Source organism: Pseudarthrobacter sp. W1I19 (assembly GCF_030817835.1).
GTDB lineage: Bacteria > Actinomycetota > Actinomycetes > Actinomycetales > Micrococcaceae > Arthrobacter.
On record NZ_JAUSZR010000001.1, the window covers coordinates 2,698,903 to 2,717,987 of the forward strand.

A 19,085-nucleotide genomic window follows, 5' to 3' on the forward strand; every position below is an offset into this window, starting at 1 on the left:
GGTTCGGACCCGTTTCATTGCTGGATTACGATCGTAGGGTGACGGAACACGTGTCAGACCCGATGGTAGGAACCCTGGTGGACAACCGGTATGCCATCCGGTCCAGGCTGGCGCGGGGCGGAATGTCCACCGTTTACGTGGCAACAGACCAGCGGCTTGAGCGGGATGTGGCCCTGAAAGTACTGCACCCGCACCTGTCCGCGGATGAAAGCTTCCTGGGCAGGTTGGGCCGTGAAGCGAAGGCCGCGGCCAGGCTGTCACACCCGCACGTGGTGGGGGTGCTGGACCAGGGCACAGACCACCACACGGCTTACCTGGTGATGGAGTACATCAAGGGCCACACGCTGCGGGATGTGATCAACAGCAAGGGGGCACTTCCGCCCAGGCTGGCCCTGGCGCTGATCGACCCCGTGGTGGAAGGCCTCGGCGCCGCCCACGCCGCAGGATTCATCCACCGCGACGTCAAGCCCGAAAACGTCCTGATAGCTGACGACGGCAGGATCAAGATCGGCGACTTCGGGCTGGCACGCGCTGTCACCACATCCACCTCGACGGGAGCCCTGCTCGGCACCGTCGCATACCTTTCGCCGGAACTGGTCCTTGGCAAACCCGCAGACGCCCGGAGCGACGTCTACTCGGTGGGCATCATGCTTTATGAAATGCTGACCGGCCAGCAGCCGTTCACCGGCGAGGTCCCCATCCAGGTGGCGTACCAGCACGTGAACGGGACTGTCGGTCCGCCGTCGGCCGTGGTCCCTGGTCTGGCAGCGGAAGTGGACGAACTGGTGCAGTGGTGCACGGCTAACGATCCCGAGAACCGGCCGATCGACGGCAATGCGCTGCTGCAGGAACTGCGGCATATCAGGACCAACCTCACCGACCGGGAACTGGACCTGCAACCGCCCGCGGCCGGTGCCGCGGCATCCCAAAACCACACAGAAGTCATAGCCCGCACCAACAATCCGACAAGCGTTATGCCTTTTGGCCAGCCCCCGGCATCACCTCACGGCCCTCCGCACTCCCAGGCCGGTCCACGCGCCGGTCAGGAAGCACCCCCGGCTGTCTCCGGCGCGCGGCACAACCTCACTCCCCCGGACTCCGACGAGCAGGTATGGCATCCCGCGCCTGGTGCCGCCTTGACCAAACGGGCACAGCGGAAGGCCGATAAGGAAGACGAGAGGGCCCGCGCACGGGCTGCTGCTGTCCCGGCGCGGAACCTGCGCGAAGGCAGCGCGCGGCGCCGCGGGATCCTGTGGGTTGTGGTGCTGGTCATAGCCGCGCTGCTGGCCACCGGCGCGGGCTGGTTCTTCGGCATGGGCCCGGGTTCTGCAGCCGCCATCCCGGCTGTAGCCAACAAAACGGTGGCCGAAGCCCAGGGGCTCCTCAGCAAAGCCGGGTTCCAGTCCACTACCAGCGACGTCTTCGACGATGACGTGCCCAGCGGCCTGGTGGTGGGGACGGAGCCGCCGGCCGGGTCGGAGATCCGGAAATTCCAGCCGGTCTCGCTGTTTGTCTCCAAGGGACCGCAACTGTTCCCGCTTCCCAAGCTGACGGGCAGCACCCTTGAGGAAGCCAAGACCGGCCTCAGCACGGCGGAAATGGCTTTGGGAGAGGTCACGGAGCAGTTCAGCGAAACGGCAGCGGCAGGTGTTGTCCTCTCCCAGGACCCCGCCCCCGGAACGCCAGCACGGCATGGCACCCCTGTCCGGCTCGTTGTATCCAAAGGCCCCGAGCCCATTCCGGTACCCAACGTTGTGGGCCTGGAGGAGGACAAAGCCGTGGACGCCATCGAATCCGCCGGGCTGAAGGCTGACGTGACCCGCGAGGAAGTCTTCGACAAAAACATCCCCGAGGGCGCAGTGGTGAGCCAGCAACCTGCCAACGGCACACTCACCCGCGGAGGCACAGTAACACTGACCATCTCCAAGGGTCCGCGCATGGTGGAAGTGCCGAGCTACATCGGCAAGCAGGCGGCAGAGGCCAGGAGGGCCCTTGAAGGCCTGGGCTTCCAGGTCAAGGTAAATAACATCCTGGGCGGCTTCTTCGGCACAGTCCGCGACCAGGATCCGGTGAACACCAAGGTGCCCGAAGGCTCAGTCATCACCTTGACGGTGGTGTAGGCGGACCGGCCGCCCGCACCACCCTCAAGGGCATCAGCGCTTGGCGAGGGCTCCGGCCACCAGGAAAGCCATCTCCAGCGACTGCATGTGGTTCAGCCGCGGATCGCACACCGACTCATAGCGGTCCAGGAAAGCCTCCTGGTCGATCGGGTCAGCCCCGCCGAGGCATTCTGCAACGTCATCGCCCGTCATTTCCACGTGCAGGCCGCCGGGAACGGTGCCCAGGGCGTGGTGCACCTCAAAGAAGCCGCGCACTTCGTCGATGACGTCGTCGAAATTGCGGGTCTTGTAGCCGTTCGGGGACGTGACCGTGTTCCCGTGCATGGGGTCGGTCACCCAGAGCACCTGCGCGCCCGAGGCAGTGACCTTCTCGACGACGGCCGGCAGCTTCTCGCGGATGTTGCCGGCGCCCATGCGGGTAATAAAGGTCAGGCGGCCCGGTTCGCGGTCCGGGTCCAGCTTGTCGATCAGGCGGAGGGCGTCATCCCCGGTAGTGGACGGGCCCAGCTTCACGCCGATGGGGTTCCGCACACGGGACAGGAAATCAACGTGGGCGTGGTCCAGTTCGCGGGTCCGCTCACCGATCCAGAGGAAGTGGGCGGAGGTGTCGTAGGGGAAGCCGGTCCGGGAGTCGATCCGGGTGAGGGCACGCTCGTAGTCCAGCAGCAGTGCCTCGTGGCTGGCGAAGAATTCAACGCGCTTCAGCGCTTCGAAGTCAGCCCCGCAGGATGCCATGAACTTGATGGCCCTGTCGATGTCCCGTGCCAGGGATTCGTAGCGGGCGTGCGCCGGGTTCTCCGTAAAGCCCTTGTTCCACTGGTGCACCGAACGCAGGTCCGCGAACCCGCCCTGGGTGAAGGCCCGGATGAGGTTCAGGGTGGAAGCAGAGGTATGGTAGGCCCGCAGCATGCGCGCGGCGTCGTGGCCGCGGGACTCGGGGGTGAAGTCGTAGCCGTTGACGATGTCGCCGCGGTAGGCGGGGAGCGTCACGCCGTCGCGGGTCTCGTCGTTGGACGAGCGCGGCTTGGCAAACTGGCCGGCCATCCGGCCCATCTTGATGACGGGCATGGCCGCACCGTAGGTCAGGACCACTGCCATCTGGAGGATGGTTTTGACGCGGGCGCTGATCTTGTCCGCGGTGGCTGCTTCGAAGGTCTCTGCGCAGTCACCGCCCTGGAGCAGGAATGCCTTACCCTGGGCAGCGGCGGCCAGCCGTTCGCGCAGGACGTCAACCTCGCCGGCAAACACCAGCGGAGGAAGGGCGGAAAGTTCCTTCACCGAGGCATCAAACACCTCCCGGTCCTGCCAGCTGGGCTGCTGGGAAATGGGAAGGTCCCGCCAGTTATCGAGTCCCGGATAGTTGGCCGCCCCGCTCTGGGCGGTACTGGACAGCGAGAAGGCAGGTTTTGCAGATAGCTCAGTCACTATCTAAGACTAACGGCAGCGCAGGCCGCCGGACACCGCGCCCGTCACGCGTCCTGGACAAGGCGTCACAGACCCGGCCCGGGAATCCACCGGCACGCGCGGGGCGCACCAGGCAGCCGCGCGGCCTGCTCAGATGGCGGCGGCAGCACCGCCGTCGTCCTGCTGCTTGCCTTCCTCCGGCACCTGGCCCCCGGCCGCGCCTTTGCCGGGCACGTCCTGGCCGTGCCCGGCGGGCATCGGCGGCGCGGGTGGCTCTGCGGCCGCAACCGGGTCAGCGGGCTTTCCCGCCAGCCGCAGCTTCACCACTGCGGCATATTCGTCCACGTATTCCTGGCCTGAGAGCCGCATCAGCTCGAACATGATCTGGTCCGTCACCTGCCTCTGGACAAAGCGGTCATCGGCCTGGTCCCGGTACTTGGCGAAGTCCAGTGGTTCGCCGAAGATCATGCCGATCCTGCGGATGTTCGGGAGCCGCTTACCGATCGGCTGCACCTTGTCCGTGCCGATCATGGCCACCGGAATCACAGGCACCCCGGCTTTGAGCGCCAGCCGGGCCACGCCCACCTTTCCCCGGTAGAGGCGCGCATCGGGACTGCGGGTGCCTTCGGGGTAGATGCCCAGCAGCCCGCCGTGCGAAAGCACCTCCATCCCGGCGGTCAGCGATGCCTCAGATGCGGCACCGCCGGACCGGTCCATGGGCAGCTGGTTGGTGAGCCGGAAGAACATCGCGGTCAGCCTGCCTTTGATCCCAGTGCCGGTGAAGTACTCGGATTTGGCCAGGAACACCACCGGCCGGCGGACCATCAGCGGCATAAAAATCGAATCGGAAAACGAGAGATGGTTCGAAGCGATGATTGCTGCGCCCTCGGCAGGAATGTTATCCAGTCCCTTAACCCAGGGACGGAAAAGCAGCTTCAGCACCGGACCGAGGAAGACCCTTTTCATGACCCAATAGAACACGTGCGAAACCCCTCCGAAGGCAGCCTTCACGCCCGGCATCGGGCCTGGTCAGCAGTTCAATGAAACCCTACTCTAGTGAGATTTGTCCGGAACAGTGACACGATGGAGTCATGAGCGAAAGCAGCATCCCGTCAGGTCCTGCCGCTTTCAGCTATCCCGGCCATGGGGCCAACGCCAGGATTGGCATCGCCATCTGCCATGGCTTCACCGGCAGCCCGCTGAGTGTCCTGCCGTGGGCGCAACACCTCGCCTCCCAGGGCTACGCGGTGACCGTTCCCCTGCTGCCCGGCCACGGCACGGACTGGCGCGAGCTTTCCCGGACCAGGTGGAACGAGTGGTACAGCAGTTTCGAAACCGCCTACCTGGACCTGGCCGAAAGCACCGACACATGCTTTGTTGCCGGCCTGTCCATGGGCGGAGCAATCGCCCTGCTCACCGCCTCCCGGCACGCAGTGGCAGGCGTTTCGGTGGTCAACCCCGGCCTCAGCTTCTACGACCGGCGGGTCCGCGTCATTGGCGTACTCAAGTATTTCCAGAAAACCACCGTGCCCATCCAGGAGGAGCAGGCAACGGCCGTTGCTACCGAGGACGGGGACTATTCGCGCACGCCCCTCTCCGCTGTCCACGAATTGAAGAAACTGTTCGGCGCAGCCATCCGCGGGCTGACCCGCATCAGCGCACCGGTGCAGGTGTTCAAGTCCGATACGGACACAGTGGTGCCGCCCACCTCGGTGGCCGTGCTGCGGCACCGCCTGGGCTCCCGCCTCACGGAGGTAGTGGGCCTTGCCAGCAGCGGCCATGTAGCTACGCTGGATGTGGACGCGCCCGAGATCTTCACGAAATCCAGCGCTTTTTTCCAAACCCACGCCCGTCAAAGCACCTCAATGGAGACCCCATGACCTCCAGTCCGGACCATAGCCCTTTCAGCAGTCCGTTCAGCGGCGACGGTCCCAGGATCGGCGTGGTCCTCTCGCATGGGTTCACCGGGAGTCCCCATGGCCTGCGCTCCTGGGCGCACGCATTCGCCGCCGCAGGTTTTGCCGTCCGGATGCCCCTGCTCCCCGGACACGGCACCAGCTGGCAGGAACTGGCGCGGACCCGGTGGCAGCAGTGGCACGGTGTCCTCGACGACGCATACCTGGAGCTGGACGCGGACTGCGACTACGTCTTCTCCGCCGGGCTGAGCATGGGCGGAGCACTCGCCCTGCGCATCGCCGCTACCCGCCCGGTGGCCGGAGTGCTCCTGGTGAACCCGGGGCTGGTGATCGACGACCCCCGGGCGCCGCTTGCAGGGATCCTCAAGCTCGTCATGAAAAGCACGCCGGCCATCGCGAACGACATCCTCAAGGAAGGCATGGACGAGGGAGCGTACCCCCGCACTCCGGTAGCCGCCGCCCACGAGCTGAACAAGATGTTCAAGGACACCATCCGGATCCTGCCGAGGGTTACGGCGCCCGTCCGCGCCTACCGTTCCACCATCGACCACGTGGTGTCCGATGCCAGCATCATGGCACTCCGGCGCGGCCTCACGCACGCACACCTTGAGCTTGTCCGGCTGGAAAACAGCTACCATGTGGCCACCATGGACAACGATGCGGAGCAGATTTTCCAGGGTTCCGTGGACTTTATCCGCAGCGTGGTCCCCGCTGCCGGTCCTGCATCCGCCATCCCTGCCCCGTCCGGCCAGGAGGCTTCCCATGAACAGGCCTGACCCCGGATCACCGGACCAGGGCGCCAACCAGGATGACGCCGTCTGGCTTGACTTGGTGGCCCGGCTGGAAGGAAAGCCCACCGCCGAACCAGCCCAATCCGGTGAAACTGCAACAGGGCAGTCCCCCGGTACGCCTGCCGCGGCTGGAGGGGCACCGACCTTCCGGGACTTCGATCCCTTGGGCCTTGCCGGAGCCGCGCCCGCTGAACTGTCTGCCGCCGAACGCCAGGAAGCCTCCGCCGCCAGCCGGGACACCGATGCCGCTGGCCGCAGCGCGGGCGGGCCCCGTGACTACGATGCGATTGAGAACGGGGGCGAGTTCGTCCCCGAGGAGCCACCGAGCCTGGCCGGAACCGACCCGCTGACCATGCTGGCATGGCTTGCAGCGGTGGGCGGGCCCATAGCGCTGTTGTTGTCGGCCATGTTCTGGCGCTCCGCGCCGCTGCTGGCCATTGTGGGCATCGTTGCGGTGTTTGTCCTCGGAACCGTGTACCTGATCATGAAGCTTCCGCAGGAAAAAGACGACAACGACGACGGCGCCCGGGTTTAGCCCCGGGCGTTGCGTTACTTCAGCCGCGCAGCCTGCTGCTGACCCTGGAGAGGTCCGCCGCGCCGATGAGGCCGGCGTTCGGTCCCAGGGCCGCCAACTCGATTCCGGCGGCGGGCCGGAAGCCCCTGCCTGTCAGATTCCGCGCAAACGCCTTCCGGGCAGGTTCCACGAGGAGGTCCCCGGCCGAACACAGGCCGCCGCCAATAACGAACAGGCCGGGATCCAGGGCCGCCGCCAGGTTGGCAAGCCCCAGCCCAAGCCACTCGCCCACTTCGTCCAGAAGTTCACGTGAAGCGGCGTCCCCGGCAAGGGCAAGTTCGGTGACAACGGCACCGGTAATCGTTTCGGAATGTCCGCCCACGGCCGCCAGGAGCTCCTGCGCCACCGGACCGTTCGCCCGCGCCAGGATCCGGGCCTCCCTTCCCAGCGCATTTCCGGAGGCGTACTGCTCCCAGCACCCCCGGTTGCCGCACTCGCACCTGTGCCCGCCCGGCATGATGATCTGGTGGCCGAACTCGCCGGCCACACCAAACCTGCCCCGCTCCACCCGGCCATCCATCACCATGGCGCCACCGATTCCCGTGCCCAGGGTGATGCACACCAGCCGGTCTTCACCCTGCCCGGCACCAAAGCGCCATTCCGCCCAGGCCGCGGCGTCGGCGTCGTTCGCCAGCAGGACTGGACGGCGCAACAGTTTTTGGAGATTCTCGCGCAACGGTTCGTTCCGCCAGGCCAGGTGCGGGCTGAAAAGCACAGTGCCGCCGTCGAGATCCATCCAGCCGGCCGCACCGATTCCCACGGACCAGATCCGGTGTCCGCGGCCCAGCTCTTCGACGAGCTCGACAATGACGCTCTCTACTGCCCGCGGATCCGTCCCGGGCGTTGAACGGCGGGCCTCGCTGAGGATCCTGCCCTCGGCGTCCACCACGCCCGCAGCGACCTTGGTTCCGCCAATGTCGATGCCGATGGCCAGGCCCCGCCGCCCCAGGCGCAGGTGCTCGCGGAAGCTCTCGCCATGCCGCATCCTTGCCCCGCCGCGGGCTGACCGCTGCCTCCAGGGAACGGGTCGTCGCAGGGGGCCGGCCTGTTCGCCGGGAGGCGGTGCATACATAGTCAACCATTCTAGGCCGGTGGCCTCCCGGGCAGGCAGGTGCCGGCCAGCATGTCCAGTCAGCAGACTGGGCCCCGGGCATTGACGACTAAGTTACCGACGAGTAACTTAGAATCCTGCATGGCCCGGTAGAGGCGTACTAGTCTTTAGGCATACCCTGCCCGGGTCTTCGGATATCAAAGGAGCTATAGTGCGCGAATTCAGTGTTCCGCCTCTTGTTGTTGTCCCACCGGAAACCAACATCACGGACCTGGTACTGCGGCAGGCCGCCAAGCCCAGCAACCCTTCACTGTTTTCGCGACTGGACTCCGCCGGATCCTGGCAGGACATTTCCGCCACGGACTTCCTCGCCGATGTCACCGCCCTCGCCAAGGGCCTGATGGCCAGCGGCGTGGCCGCCGGAGACCGGGTGGGGATTATGTCCCGGACGCGGTACGAGTGGGCGTTGGTGGACTTCGCCATATGGTTTGCCGGCGGTGTTTCGGTACCGATCTATGAGACCTCCTCCCCCTCGCAGGTGGCCTGGAACCTCGGTGACTCCGGTGCCGTGGCAGCCTTCGGCGAGGCCGCCCACCACGAGGACGTGATCCGCCAGGCCGTCAATGCCGAGGGACTCACTTCCCTCCAGCACGTGTGGCAGCTGGAAGGCCGCGGCCTCGACCCGCTCCGGGAGGCCGGCCGGGATGTCAGCGACGCGGACCTGGAAGCGCGCCGCGCCTCCGCCGGCCTGGCCGACGTCGCGACCATCATTTACACCTCGGGCACCACCGGACGCCCCAAAGGCTGCGAACTCACACACGGGAACTTCGTGGAACTCTCGGAGAACGCGCTGGCCATTATCGGCGAGATCGTCCACGAAAACGCCAAAACCATCATGTTCCTGCCGCTGGCGCACGTGTTCGCCCGTTTCATCTCCGTCCTGGCCATGGCAGCCGGAACCACCGTGGCCCATACCCCGGACATCAAGAACCTCCTCTCGGACCTGCAGAGCTACGAGCCCACCTTCATACTGGCCGTGCCGCGGGTGTTCGAAAAGGTATACAACTCGGCGCTGACCAAGGCGGAGGACGGCGGCAAGGGAGCCATCTTCCACCGGGCCGCCGAGACGGCCATCGCCTTCTCGAAGGCACGCCAGAACGGGCGGGTGGGGCTGGGACTTAAGCTTCGCCACGCCCTCTTCGACAAGCTGGTGTACGGCAAGCTGCGGGCTGCGATGGGTGGACACGTTGCCCATGCGGTATCCGGCGGCGGGCCGCTGGGCGAACGCCTGGGCCATTTCTTCCAGGGCATCGGCCTGCAGGTGCTTGAAGGGTACGGCCTCACCGAAACCACTGCCCCCATCTCCGTCAACACTCCGTCGCTGATCAAGATCGGCTCCGTGGGCAAGCCGCTGCCGGGGAACGCCGTCAGGATCGCCGAGGACGGCGAGATCCTTGCCAAGGGCGTCTGCGTCATGCGCGGCTACTACAAGCGCGAAGACCTCACCGGAGACACGTTCGACGGCGACTGGTTCCGCACGGGCGACGTCGGCCGCCTCGACGAGGATGGTTTCGTATGGATCACCGGGCGCAAGAAGGAGATCATCGTCACCGCAGGCGGCAAGAACGTGATCCCTGCGCTGCTCGAAGACCAGATCCGTGCCGACGCCCTGGTCTCCCAGGTCCTGGTGGTCGGAGACAACCGGCCCTTCATCGGGGCTTTGGTCACCCTGGACCAGGAAGCCCTGCCCGGCTGGCTGCAGCGCCACGGCCTCCCTGCCACCACATCCCTGGACGAGGCGGCCAACAACCCCGTGGTCAAGGCCGCGGTCCAGGACCTGATCACCGCAGCGAACGCTTCCGTCTCGCAGGCCGAAGCGATCAAGTCCTTCCGGATCGTGCCGGCCGACTTCACCGAGGCCTCCGGCCACCTGACCCCATCCATGAAGGTCAAGCGCGCCCAGGTCATGAAAGACTTCGAGACCGTCATCGAAGAAATGTACGCAGCACCGCGCGCCTGACGCCCGCGGGCGAGGCAGCCCCGGTCCTCTGCGTGCCGGCCTCCACGGGGGCAGGCACCGGTCCGGCAGCGTGCGTAAAAGGGGCCCCGCGCCCCTGCCCGCCGCGCAGCGGCCTCGGCAGGGCGCGGGGAATAGCACGCAGAGGATCGGGGCCTGCCTCTACCACTGCCGCAAATGCAACGAGAGGGTCCTCCTGACGGGGGACCCTCTCGTTGTATGTGGCGCTAACTCGGCGGCTTTACTGCTCCACTACCAGCAGCAGGTCTCCGCCCTCTACCTGCTCCACCGAGGAGATGGCGAGCCGGGAAACCTTGCCGGCTACCGGCGTCGTGATGGAGGCCTCCATCTTCATTGCCTCAATGGTTGCCACGGTGTCACCGGCGTTGACCTCATCACCGGGCTTGACGGTGACGGTGACGGCACCGGCGAACGGCGCTGCCACGTGGCCGGGCTGGTTGGGGTCGGCCTTCTCGGCGGCCTTGACGTTGCTGACAACTGAACGGTCGCGGACCACCACGGGACGGGACTGGCCGTTCAGGGTGCACATAACCGTGCGCATGCCCTTTTCGTCAGGCTCGGACACGGCTTCCAGTGACGCGATCAGCCGGACGCCCTTCTCGAGCTGGATCTCGTGCTCCTTGCCCCGCTGCAGGCCGTACAGGTAGTCGCGGGTGTCCAGCACCGAGATGTTGCCGTAGGTTTCCACGCTCTTGAGGTAGTCCTTGGTGGGTCCGTCGAAGAGCAGCCTGTTCAGGGTGTGCTGGCGGGTCTTCGAATCGGACTTCAGTGCAGCGCTGTCTTCGGCGCTGAGCTCGGCGTCCCGGACCTTCACGCTCCGGCCCTGGAGGGCCTTGGTTCGGAAAGGCTCGGGCCAGCCGCCCGGAGGGTCGCCCAGTTCGCCGGACAGGAATCCGATGACCGAATCGGGGATGTCGTAGTTCTGCGGGTTCTCGTTGAAGTCTGCCGGGTCCGCGTTCAGGCCTACCAGGTGGAGTGCGAGGTCGCCCACAACCTTCGAAGACGGCGTCACCTTGACCAGCCGGCCCAGGATGCGGTCCGCGGCGGTATACATGTCCTCGATCGCTTCGAAGCGCTCCCCGAGGCCCAGTGCCATGGCCTGCTGGCGGAGGTTCGAGAGCTGCCCGCCCGGGATCTCGTGCTGGTACACGCGTCCGGTGGGGCCCGGAAGGCCTGACTCGAACGGTGCGTAGACGCGGCGGACAGCCTCCCAGTAAGGCTCCAGCGAGCTGACGGCCTCCAGGCTGAGCCCGGTGTCCCGCGGGGTGTGTGCCAGGGCCGCCACCAGGGCGGACGCTGACGGCTGGCTGGTGGTTCCCGCCAGCGATGCCGAGGCGACGTCCACGGCATCCACACCGGCATCCACGGCAGCCAGCAGGGTGGCCAGCTGGCCTCCTGCGGTGTCGTGGGTGTGCAGGTGCACCGGAAGGTCGAAGCGTTCCCGGAGTGCTGAGACCAGTTTCGCAGCTGCCGCGGGGCGGAGCAGGCCGGCCATGTCCTTGATCGCCAGGATGTGGGCTCCGGCGTCAACGATCCTCTGCGCGAGCTCCAGGTAGTAGTCCAGAGTGTAGAGCTTCTCGTTGGGGTCCAGCATGTCACCCGTGTAGCAGAGGGCAACTTCAGCCACGGCAGTTCCGGTGGCCCGGACTGCACGGATGGCCGGTGCCATCTGGTTGACATCGTTCAAGGCATCGAAGATCCGGAAGATATCGATGCCGGTCGCAGCGGCCTCATTGACGAAGGCTTCGGTGACCTCTTCGGGGTAGGGCGTGTACCCCACGGTGTTGCGGCCGCGCAGCAGCATCTGCAGGCAGACGTTCGGAAGCGCCTGGCGCAGGGCAGCAAGCCGGTCCCACGGGTCTTCGCCGAGGAACCGCAGGGCAACGTCATAGGTGGCGCCGCCCCAGGCTTCAACGGACAGCAGCTGCGGCAGGAGCGCGGTCACTGCGGGGCCGGCCGCGACGAGGTCCCGGGTCCGGACGCGGGTGGCAAGCAGGGACTGGTGTGCGTCGCGGAAAGTGGTGTCCGTGACGGCCACCGCGTTCTGCTCGCGGAGTGCCCTGGCGAAGCCTTCCGGTCCCAGTTCCAGGAGCTTCTGGCGTGAGCCCGGAGCAGCCTGCTGGTCCTTGACGGACGGGAGTTTGCTGGCGGGGTTCGAGTGGACGGTCAGCTCACCGTTGGGCTTGTTGACCGTGACGTCGGCCAGCCAGGTGAGGAGCTTGGTGCCGCGGTCTGCAGAGACGCGGGCCTTGAGCAGTTCCGGGCGCTCGTCGATGAAGGACGTGGCCACATCACCGGCAATGAAGTCGGGATCGTCAAGCACTGCCTGCAGGAAGGAGATGTTGGTGGAGACGCCGCGGATCCGGAATTCGGCGAGGGCACGTCGTGCGCGGGCCACGGCTGCCGGGTAGTCCCTGCCGCGGCAGGTGAGCTTGACCAGCATGGAGTCGAAGTGCGGGCTGATTTCGGCACCGGAGTAGACGGTGCCGCCGTCGAGCCGTACACCCGCACCGCCCGCCGAGCGGTAGCCGGTGATCTTTCCGACGTCGGGACGGAAACCGTTGGCCGGGTCTTCGGTGGTGATGCGGCTCTGCAGCGCGGCACCGCGCAGCTTGACGGTGTCCTGGGAGAGGCCAAGATCAGCCAGGGTCTCTCCTGCGGCGATGCGCATCTGCGCCTGGACGAGGTCGACGTCGGTGACCTCTTCGGTGACAGTGTGCTCCACCTGGATGCGCGGGTTCATCTCAATGAAGACGTGCTGGCCCGCGCGCTCACCCACGGTGTCCACCAGGAACTCGACAGTTCCGGCGTTGACGTAGTTCAGGGCTTTGGCGAATTTGACGGCGTCCCGGTAGAGGGCCTGCCGGATCCCCTCGTCCAGGTTGGGCGCCGGCGCGATCTCGATGACTTTCTGGTGGCGGCGCTGGATGGAGCAGTCCCGTTCGAAGAGATGCATCACGTTGCCCTCGGCGTCGGCGAGGATCTGCACTTCGATGTGCCGCGGGCGCAGTACGGCCTGCTCGAGGAACATGGTGGGATCGCCGAATGCCGCATCTGCCTCGCGCATTGCGGACTGCAATGCCTCGGGCAGGGCTTCGCGGGTGTCCACCCGGCGCATGCCGCGTCCGCCGCCGCCGGCCACGGCCTTGGCGAAGATGGGGAAGCCGATTTCATCGGCCGCCGCCAGGAGTTCGTCCAGGTCCTTCGACGGAGCGCTGGACTTGAGGACCGGAACACCCGCGTCACGGGCGGCCTTCAGTGCCGCCACTTTGTTGCCTGCAAGTTCCAGCACTTCAGCCGGAGGGCCAACGAAGGTGATGCCCGCGTCCTTGGCCGCTCGGGCCAGGTCCGGGTTTTCGGAGAGGAACCCGTAGCCGGGGTAGATGGCGTCCGCGCCGGATTCCCTGGCAACCCGCACTATTTCTGCAACGTCCAGGTACGCACGGACGGGGTGGCCCTCTTCGCCAATCAGGTAGGCCTCGTCCGCCTTCTGGCGGTGGATCGAGTTCCTGTCTTCCTGTGGGAAAACGGCAACGGTCTTGGCGCCCAGCTCGTAGCCGGCGCGGAAGGCCCTGATCGCGATTTCGCCGCGGTTGGCCACCAGAACTTTGGAAAACATACTTCTCCTGCATCATTGCGGGTGGATCGGTGAGTGGTCACAGTGTCTAGGACCTACAAGGACAAACACAAATCTTTGTGGCCACCGTCACAGATTTCCCCGTCATGTCCTGAACCCTTTCGCCGGGCCGGGGGCAAACCGCCTCCAACAGCACAGTCCGTGCCATGCCGACGCCCCATAAAGCAGGATTCGCCGATGCATCCACATATGATGAGTAGGGCGGCAGGACCGTCCGGCTTCGGCGCTGCCGGAGCAAACATTACCCCCAACACGGCATCCGGCGTTAGGTTTTGGTCTCTCAAGTGCAAGTAGTCAGCATCAGCAGCCTCAAGGGTGGAGTCGGCAAGACTTCCGTGACCACAGGATTGGCGTCCGCCGCACTTGCCGCAGGTGTCCGCACACTGGTGGTGGACCTTGATCCCCATGCAGACGCGACCACCGCCTTGGGCGTCCAGCCGGGCGACCAGCTGGATATTGGCAGGATGCTCAAGAACCCCCGCCGCGCTAAGCTCGCAGAAAACGTTGCGGGCAGCAGCTGGGCGGGGCTGGCCCAGTCCAACGGTTCCGGCCCCGCAGTCCTGGACGTCGCCGTCGGCTCTGCCTACACAGGAATCTACGACCGCCCCGACCTCAGCCGCCGCGACCTTCGCCGGCTGTCTTCGGTGCTGGCCGGAGCCGAAGACTACCAGCTGGTCCTGATTGACTGCCCGCCGTCGCTCAACGGCCTCACGCGCATGGCCTGGTCTGCCAGCGAAAAGGTGGCACTCGTCGCCGAGCCGGGGTTGTTCTCCGTGGCCGGTACCGAGCGGACCATGCGGGCCATCCAGCTTTTCCGGCAGGAATTTGCGCCCAACCTTTCTCCAGCCGGCATCATCGCCAACCGCGTTCGGTCCGGCTCCTCGGAGCACAGCTACCGGCTGGCCGAGATGGAGTCGATGTTCGGCGACCTCCTGTTAAGCCCCAGGATCCCGGAGCAGGCCAACTGGCAGCAAATCCAGGGCGCAGCGCACCCCGTACACCACTGGCCGGGAGACTCCGCCAAGTCCGCCGCCGCACTGTTTGACGAGCTGCTGGCGAACCTGATGACAGTAGGCAGCGGCCTGCGCAGCCGCGCCCGGTAAAGCCAGCTAAACAGCAGAAGCCGCCCCCCCGTAGGGAGGGCGGCTTCTGCTGTTTAAACTGTCAGCTGATCTTGCGCGCGGCCCGCCGCTTGCTCAATTCGTCGTCCGGAAAGGACTGCTCAGCAGCGTGCTCGCTCGGAAGCGATGCCAGGCTGCCTTCCACTTCGCGCCAGACACGCCCAACCGCGATGCCGAATACGCCCTGCCCACCCTGCACGAGGTCGATCACCTCGTCCGCCGAGGTGCACTCGTATACGCTGGCGCCATCGCTCATCAGGGTGATCTGGGCGAGGTCTTCCACACCGCGCTCACGCAGGTGCTCTACAGCCGTGCGGATCTGCTGCAGTGAGACACCGGTATCCAGCAGTCGTTTGACCACCTTCAGCACCAGGATGTCGCGGAAGCCGTACAGACGCTGGGACCCCGAGCCGGCGGCGCCGCGGACAGCGGGTTCAACCAGCCCGGTGCGTGCCCAGTAGTCCAGCTGGCGGTAGGTGATGCCTGCAGCCTTGCAGGCGGTGGGGCCGCGGTATCCGGCATCCTCGTCCAGAACGGGAAGGTCTTCGGTGAACAGGAGGCCCTGGGCACCGCTCGCGGGCATAGCAACACCAGCCGTGGGCTGCTTCAGCCCGCCTGCTTCGCCTTTGGGACTCACCTGGATCCTCCTTGTCATAAGCCCCCCGTGAACAACTGCAACGGCAGGAACAGGTACGAAGACCATGCCTGTAATTTCCGCGGGGCGCACCTTCCAGTGTGACCTGCGCGGCTGCCGTAAGCAATGGGAACTTGATACTTTGACGTTAGGCCTGCAGGGACCCAAGGTCAAAGACGTTGGCCGGTTGAAAGAGGCGTGTCGAAACTTTCATCCTCAACTTTAACCTTAACGTGACCTTAGCCGTCGAAATCCTCGGGTTCCACATCGTCCAGGAACTCACGGAAGCGGCGCAGTTCGCGCTCCTCGTCCACGGAGGGGCCGGGTTCCGCGTCCTCCCCCTCATCGTGCTCGGTGATCCGCACGCCGGCTTCGTCCATGACCGAGTCTGCGCACCAGATGCGGCATTTGGCACGAAGGGCGATGGCGAGTGCATCGGACGCCCGCGAGCTGACGGTGGTGCCGTTCTCAAACTGAAGCTGGCCATAGAAGATGTTGTCCTCCACTGCAACGATGTTGACGCTGACCACGGAATGGCCCAGCGATTCAACAACGTCCACGAGGAGATCATGTGTCATCGGCCGTGGCGGAACCACACCCTGCTGGGCCAGGGCGATGGCGCTTGCCTCCGGGGTGCCGATCCAGATGGGTACGTGGCGTTCGCCGTGCATCTCCCGCAGGAGGACCAGTGGCTGGTTGGAAGGCAGTTCGATCCGAACCCCTACAATCTCGACTTCAATCATCAGATGTCCATGCGTGAGATGTGGTCCTGCACCAAGGCCCGGTGCAGGGTGAGGCAAAGGTCGCTGATTTCGCGGGCCGCCTCCGCCGCGCGCGCCTGGGACGCGGCGTCCTTGCGCGAGGCAAGGGGCGCCACTGCACGTTCCACCAGCCCGAACTCCCGTTCGGCTGCTGCCTGGAAGGGTCGGAGGTGGCGCGGTTCAAGCCCGTGGCTTTCCAGCTGCACGCACGCCCGGGCCACCTGGAGGGCGTGCTCGTCAAATTGTCCGTTCGAGTGGCTGATCAGGCCGAAGCTCAGCAGGGCCTGCAGCAGCGGGACACTGGCGCCGGACTCCGTCCGTAACTGTTCCTCGCTGAGCTTGCGTCCGCGGCTCTGCAGTTCCGCGGCCAGTTCATCGGACACAACCCGCGGCGAAACCACGACGCCGGGCGGCAGGATTTCCGGGCGTTCTCCCCTGTCTATGGCGTCAAGATAGTCCTTGATGACTTTCAGGGGCAGGTACTGGTCCCGCTGCAAAGCCAGGACAAAGCGCAGCCGCTCCACATCGCCGTCGGAATACTGGCGGTAACCGGCGGGGGTGCGCCGCGGGTTGATCAGCCCCTTTTCCTCAAGGAACCGGATTTTCGACGCGGTCATGCCCGGGAAGTCGCCGCTGAGCTGGGCGAGGACTTCGCCGATGTTCAGGACCTGCGGTCCCCGGCGTTCCGGTTGTGCCATTGCCACAGGCAGCGGTCCCCGGATCAGCCGCGGCCTGCAGCGCTGGCAGGGCTCAGGTAGAAGGTGAGGCGGAACTTGCCGATCTGGACTTCGCTGCCGGACTTGAGCTCCACGCTGTCAACGCGGTCGTGGTTGACGTAGGTACCGTTCAGGCTGTTCTTGTCCACCACTTCGAAGCTCCGCGCAGTGCGCCGGAATTCCACGTGGCGGCGGGAAACGGTGACGTCGTCGAGGAATATGTCGGCATCAGGGTGGCGGCCGGCGGTGGTGACGTCAGAATCCAGCAGGAAGCGGGCACCGGCATTCGGGCCGCTGTGCGCAACGAGGAGCGCGGACCCCGCGGGCAGTGCCTCGACTGAGCTGCGCTCATCGGATGACAGCTTGGGTGCAATGGTGGGTTCATCGGTCACCGGGGTGAGGTGGATCGAGGTGGTCTCCGACGCCCTAGCCGCACCATTGCCGTATTCCCCATCGGCAGGGTTGTGTGTGTGGCCAGCCATGGACTCCTCCTCTTCGACTATGCGGCTCTCACGCCGGCATTCAGCTTTTTTACCCTCCGCACCTGCCCTGCAGGTCCGGAACCGGCTTCCGATCCGGCCGCTGACGTGCGAAGACGTTCCGCCTTCACGTCCGGCCGAACCGGATGTACCGGTTAGGTTTCAGCCTACCTGTTGTTCGTACTCGGATGCACTGAGCAATGACTCGACGGCGTCCGGTTCGGCCAGTTTGACTTCGATGAGCCAGCCGTCGCCGTAGGGATCGGTGTTGATCAGGGCCGAATCAGTGTCCAGGGAATCGTTGCGGGCAACTATTTCGCCGCTGACCGGCGCGTAGATGTCGCTGACACTCTTGGTGGACTCAACCTCGCCCACTACTTCGTTCGCCTTAACCTTTGTCCCAACTTCGGGCATTTGGGCGTACACAACGTCCCCTAGTGCGTCCTGGGCGAAGTCGGTGATGCCCACCCTTACCACGCCGTCGGCGTTGGGGGCAGAGACCCACTCATGTTCGGCGGTGTAGGACAGGTCTTCGGGAATGTTGCTCATCAGGGGCCTTTCATCGGGTCGAACACCAATGTCAACGGGGCCCAAACAGGCCGCCGCTGAAAGTATAGGCACAAGTGCCGGGGCGTTCGCGGACGATTCTGACAAGATGGGACCCATGACCGCACGCACTGTTCCCGCACCCGGGGAAGCCGCAGGGTAAGTCATGCCCGAACTTCCCGAGGTGGCCGGCCTGGCCGAATTTCTTCACGATCATCTGCAGGGAACGTCGGTGACCAAAGTGCAGATCGTTTCCTTCGCGGTACTCAAGACAGCTGATCCGCCGTTCAACGCCCTCGAGGGAAGGACGGTGACCGGAGTGAGGCGATTTGGCAAGTTCGTCAGCATCGACACCGGAGGAATTTCCCTGGTATTCCATCTGGCTCGGGCCGGCTGGGTGCGGTTCACGGATTCCCCCACGGATGCGCAACTGCGGATGGGCAAGGGACACATCGCTGCCCGCTTCACGTTTAGCGGCGCGGATGGTGCCCGCGGCATCGACCTCACCGAGGCTGGAACCAAGAAGAGCCTGGCCGTCTACGTGGTGCGGGATCCCCAGGAGGTTCCGGGGATCGCCACGCTGGGACCGGATCCGTTCACCGAGGCGTTCGACGCCGACATGCTGGCGGAGATCCTCGCCGGCAGCTCGCAGCAGATCAAGGGGCTCCTGAGGAGCCAGAGCGTGATCGCCGGCATCGGCAACGCCTACAGCGACGAGATCCTGCACGCGGCGCGGATTTCACCCTTTGCCACCGCCAAGTCGCTGGACCGCGGGACGGTCCAGGTGCTCTACGACTCCATCCACAGCGTCCTGGGCACAGCCCTGGCCGAGGCATGCGGCAAGCCGCCCAAGGACCTGAAGGACGTCAAGCGCAGCCACATGCGGGTCCATGCCCGGACAGGCCAGCCGTGTCCTGTCTGCGGGGACACCGTCCGCGAGGTCTCCTTCGCCGATACGGCGCTGCAGTACTGCCCCACCTGCCAGACGAAGGGCAAGATCCTGGCCGACCGCAGAACCTCGAAGTTCCTTAAATAAGGGCGGGTTCCCCGGAAGACACCCGCATCCGGACAAATCCACCGCGAACGCCTGGGTGTTGCGTCCGGAAGAGGGTGCGAAGCCATGGTTAGCGGCTTAGCGGGTTGGGGTTTGCGGCCAAAAGGGCAACAAAAAAGTGGAAGCACCGGATTTCTCCGGTGCTTCCACTTTTTTTGGTCGGGCTGACAGGATTTGAACCTGCGACCCCTTGACCCCCAGTCAAGTGCGCTACCAAGCTGCGCTACAGCCCGTTAGTTCCGC

Annotated in this window: 16 protein-coding genes and 1 tRNA gene; 7 read left to right on the forward strand and 10 right to left on the reverse strand. The window is 65.4% G+C overall.

All coding sequences use genetic code 11. The annotated features are described in order from the left end of the window. The first annotated feature begins 62 nt into the window (after positions 1-62). Entirely contained in the window at positions 63-2,120 is a 2,058-nt protein-coding gene (gene pknB, locus QF038_RS12685; RefSeq protein WP_307613468.1) for a Stk1 family PASTA domain-containing Ser/Thr kinase, read from the forward strand. Positions 2,121-2,153: 33 nt separating this feature from the next. Here the strand turns inward: pknB and QF038_RS12690 are convergent, their stop codons facing one another. After that, positions 2,154-3,545: a class II 3-deoxy-7-phosphoheptulonate synthase gene (locus QF038_RS12690; protein WP_307610466.1), complete on the reverse strand. Its 1,392-nt coding sequence runs from the start codon at positions 3,543-3,545 to the stop codon at positions 2,154-2,156. Between the two features lie 129 nt (positions 3,546-3,674). Next, complete coding sequence (locus tag QF038_RS12695) at positions 3,675-4,505, reverse strand: 1-acyl-sn-glycerol-3-phosphate acyltransferase (protein ID WP_307610467.1); 831 nt, start codon at positions 4,503-4,505, stop codon at positions 3,675-3,677. Between the two features lie 110 nt (positions 4,506-4,615). On the opposite strand from QF038_RS12695, the gene QF038_RS12700 reads away from it, so the two are divergent. The 3 genes from QF038_RS12700 to QF038_RS12710 are packed head-to-tail and all read left to right on the forward strand — an operon-like array spanning position 4,616 to position 6,766. After that, positions 4,616-5,404 (forward strand): carboxylesterase, encoded by a 789-nt coding sequence (locus QF038_RS12700; RefSeq protein WP_307610468.1) that lies wholly within the window; start codon positions 4,616-4,618, stop codon positions 5,402-5,404. Then, entirely contained in the window at positions 5,401-6,216 is an 816-nt protein-coding gene (locus tag QF038_RS12705; RefSeq protein WP_307610469.1) for a carboxylesterase, read from the forward strand. The genes QF038_RS12700 and QF038_RS12705 overlap by 4 nt, the downstream gene beginning before the upstream one ends. Then, entirely contained in the window at positions 6,203-6,766 is a 564-nt protein-coding gene (locus QF038_RS12710; RefSeq protein ID WP_307610470.1) for a hypothetical protein, read from the forward strand. Before QF038_RS12705 ends, QF038_RS12710 begins: the two co-directional genes overlap by 14 nt. Positions 6,767-6,785: 19 nt before the next feature. Here QF038_RS12710 and QF038_RS12715 read toward each other — a convergent pair whose 3' ends face one another. Beyond that, positions 6,786-7,877 carry an ROK family glucokinase gene (locus tag QF038_RS12715; protein WP_373461566.1) on the reverse strand — a complete coding sequence of 364 codons (1,092 nt, stop codon included), beginning with the start codon at positions 7,875-7,877 and terminating at the stop codon, positions 6,786-6,788. 190 nt (positions 7,878-8,067) lie between these two features. Here QF038_RS12715 and QF038_RS12720 point away from each other — a divergent pair, with 190 nt between their 5' ends. Beyond that, positions 8,068-9,876, forward strand: coding sequence for a long-chain fatty acid--CoA ligase (locus QF038_RS12720; RefSeq protein ID WP_307610471.1), 1,809 nt, complete (start codon positions 8,068-8,070; stop codon positions 9,874-9,876). A gap of 238 nt (positions 9,877-10,114) precedes the next feature. Here QF038_RS12720 and QF038_RS12725 read toward each other — a convergent pair whose 3' ends face one another. Continuing rightward, on the reverse strand, positions 10,115-13,513 hold the full coding sequence (locus QF038_RS12725; protein ID WP_307610472.1) for a pyruvate carboxylase: 3,399 nt from the start codon (positions 13,511-13,513) through the stop codon (positions 10,115-10,117). 302 nt (positions 13,514-13,815) lie between these two features. Between QF038_RS12725 and QF038_RS12730 the strand changes: the two genes are divergently transcribed. Beyond that, positions 13,816-14,634 carry a ParA family protein gene (locus QF038_RS12730; RefSeq protein WP_307610473.1) on the forward strand — a complete coding sequence of 273 codons (819 nt, stop codon included), beginning with the start codon at positions 13,816-13,818 and terminating at the stop codon, positions 14,632-14,634. A gap of 61 nt (positions 14,635-14,695) precedes the next feature. Here the strand turns inward: QF038_RS12730 and QF038_RS12735 are convergent, their stop codons facing one another. The 5 genes from QF038_RS12735 to gcvH all read right to left on the reverse strand — a co-directional run bounded on the left by QF038_RS12735 (position 14,696) and on the right by gcvH (position 17,791). Next, positions 14,696-15,289, reverse strand: coding sequence for a MerR family transcriptional regulator (locus QF038_RS12735; protein ID WP_306632926.1), 594 nt, complete (start codon positions 15,287-15,289; stop codon positions 14,696-14,698). Positions 15,290-15,525: 236 nt separating this feature from the next. Beyond that, complete coding sequence (locus QF038_RS12740; RefSeq protein ID WP_050055549.1) at positions 15,526-16,029, reverse strand: bifunctional nuclease family protein; 504 nt, start codon at positions 16,027-16,029, stop codon at positions 15,526-15,528. Further along, on the reverse strand, positions 16,029-16,745 hold the full coding sequence (locus QF038_RS12745) for a MerR family transcriptional regulator (protein WP_307610474.1): 717 nt from the start codon (positions 16,743-16,745) through the stop codon (positions 16,029-16,031). The genes QF038_RS12740 and QF038_RS12745 overlap by 1 nt, the downstream gene beginning before the upstream one ends. Before the next feature lie 23 nt (positions 16,746-16,768). Next, positions 16,769-17,245 carry an FHA domain-containing protein gene (locus tag QF038_RS12750; RefSeq protein ID WP_091422025.1) on the reverse strand — a complete coding sequence of 159 codons (477 nt, stop codon included), beginning with the start codon at positions 17,243-17,245 and terminating at the stop codon, positions 16,769-16,771. A 159-nt stretch (positions 17,246-17,404) separates the two neighbouring features. Then, positions 17,405-17,791, reverse strand: a complete 387-nt coding sequence (gcvH, locus tag QF038_RS12755; RefSeq protein WP_307610475.1) for a glycine cleavage system protein GcvH — start codon at positions 17,789-17,791, stop codon at positions 17,405-17,407. A 163-nt stretch (positions 17,792-17,954) separates the two neighbouring features. Between gcvH and QF038_RS12760 the strand changes: the two genes are divergently transcribed. Next, on the forward strand, positions 17,955-18,824 hold the full coding sequence (locus QF038_RS12760; protein ID WP_307610476.1) for an Fpg/Nei family DNA glycosylase: 870 nt from the start codon (positions 17,955-17,957) through the stop codon (positions 18,822-18,824). Between the two features lie 174 nt (positions 18,825-18,998). On the opposite strand, the gene QF038_RS12765 is transcribed toward QF038_RS12760, so the two are convergent. Continuing rightward, positions 18,999-19,075, reverse strand: a tRNA-Pro gene (locus QF038_RS12765). Positions 19,076-19,085: the final 10 nt, after the last annotated feature.

Bases quoted from the DNA above. Each gene is read 5' to 3' on its own strand.
- QF038_RS12705 (WP_307610469.1), top strand. From the start codon at position 5,401: ATGACCTCCAGTCCGGACCATAGCCCTTTCAGCAGTCCGTTCAGCGGC.
- pknB (WP_307613468.1), top strand. From the start codon at position 63: ATGGTAGGAACCCTGGTGGACAACCGGTATGCCATCCGGTCCAGGCTG.
- QF038_RS12725 (WP_307610472.1), bottom strand. From the start codon at position 13,513: ATGTTTTCCAAAGTTCTGGTGGCCAACCGCGGCGAAATCGCGATCAGG.
- gcvH (WP_307610475.1), bottom strand. From the start codon at position 17,791: ATGAGCAACATTCCCGAAGACCTGTCCTACACCGCCGAACATGAGTGG.
- QF038_RS12740 (WP_050055549.1), bottom strand. From the start codon at position 16,029: ATGATTGAAGTCGAGATTGTAGGGGTTCGGATCGAACTGCCTTCCAAC.
- QF038_RS12715 (WP_373461566.1), bottom strand. From the start codon at position 7,877: ATGTATGCACCGCCTCCCGGCGAACAGGCCGGCCCCCTGCGACGACCC.
- QF038_RS12710 (WP_307610470.1), top strand. From the start codon at position 6,203: ATGAACAGGCCTGACCCCGGATCACCGGACCAGGGCGCCAACCAGGAT.
- QF038_RS12760 (WP_307610476.1), top strand. From the start codon at position 17,955: ATGCCCGAACTTCCCGAGGTGGCCGGCCTGGCCGAATTTCTTCACGAT.
- QF038_RS12750 (WP_091422025.1), bottom strand. From the start codon at position 17,245: ATGGCTGGCCACACACACAACCCTGCCGATGGGGAATACGGCAATGGT.
- QF038_RS12745 (WP_307610474.1), bottom strand. From the start codon at position 16,745: ATGGCACAACCGGAACGCCGGGGACCGCAGGTCCTGAACATCGGCGAA.
- QF038_RS12700 (WP_307610468.1), top strand. From the start codon at position 4,616: ATGAGCGAAAGCAGCATCCCGTCAGGTCCTGCCGCTTTCAGCTATCCC.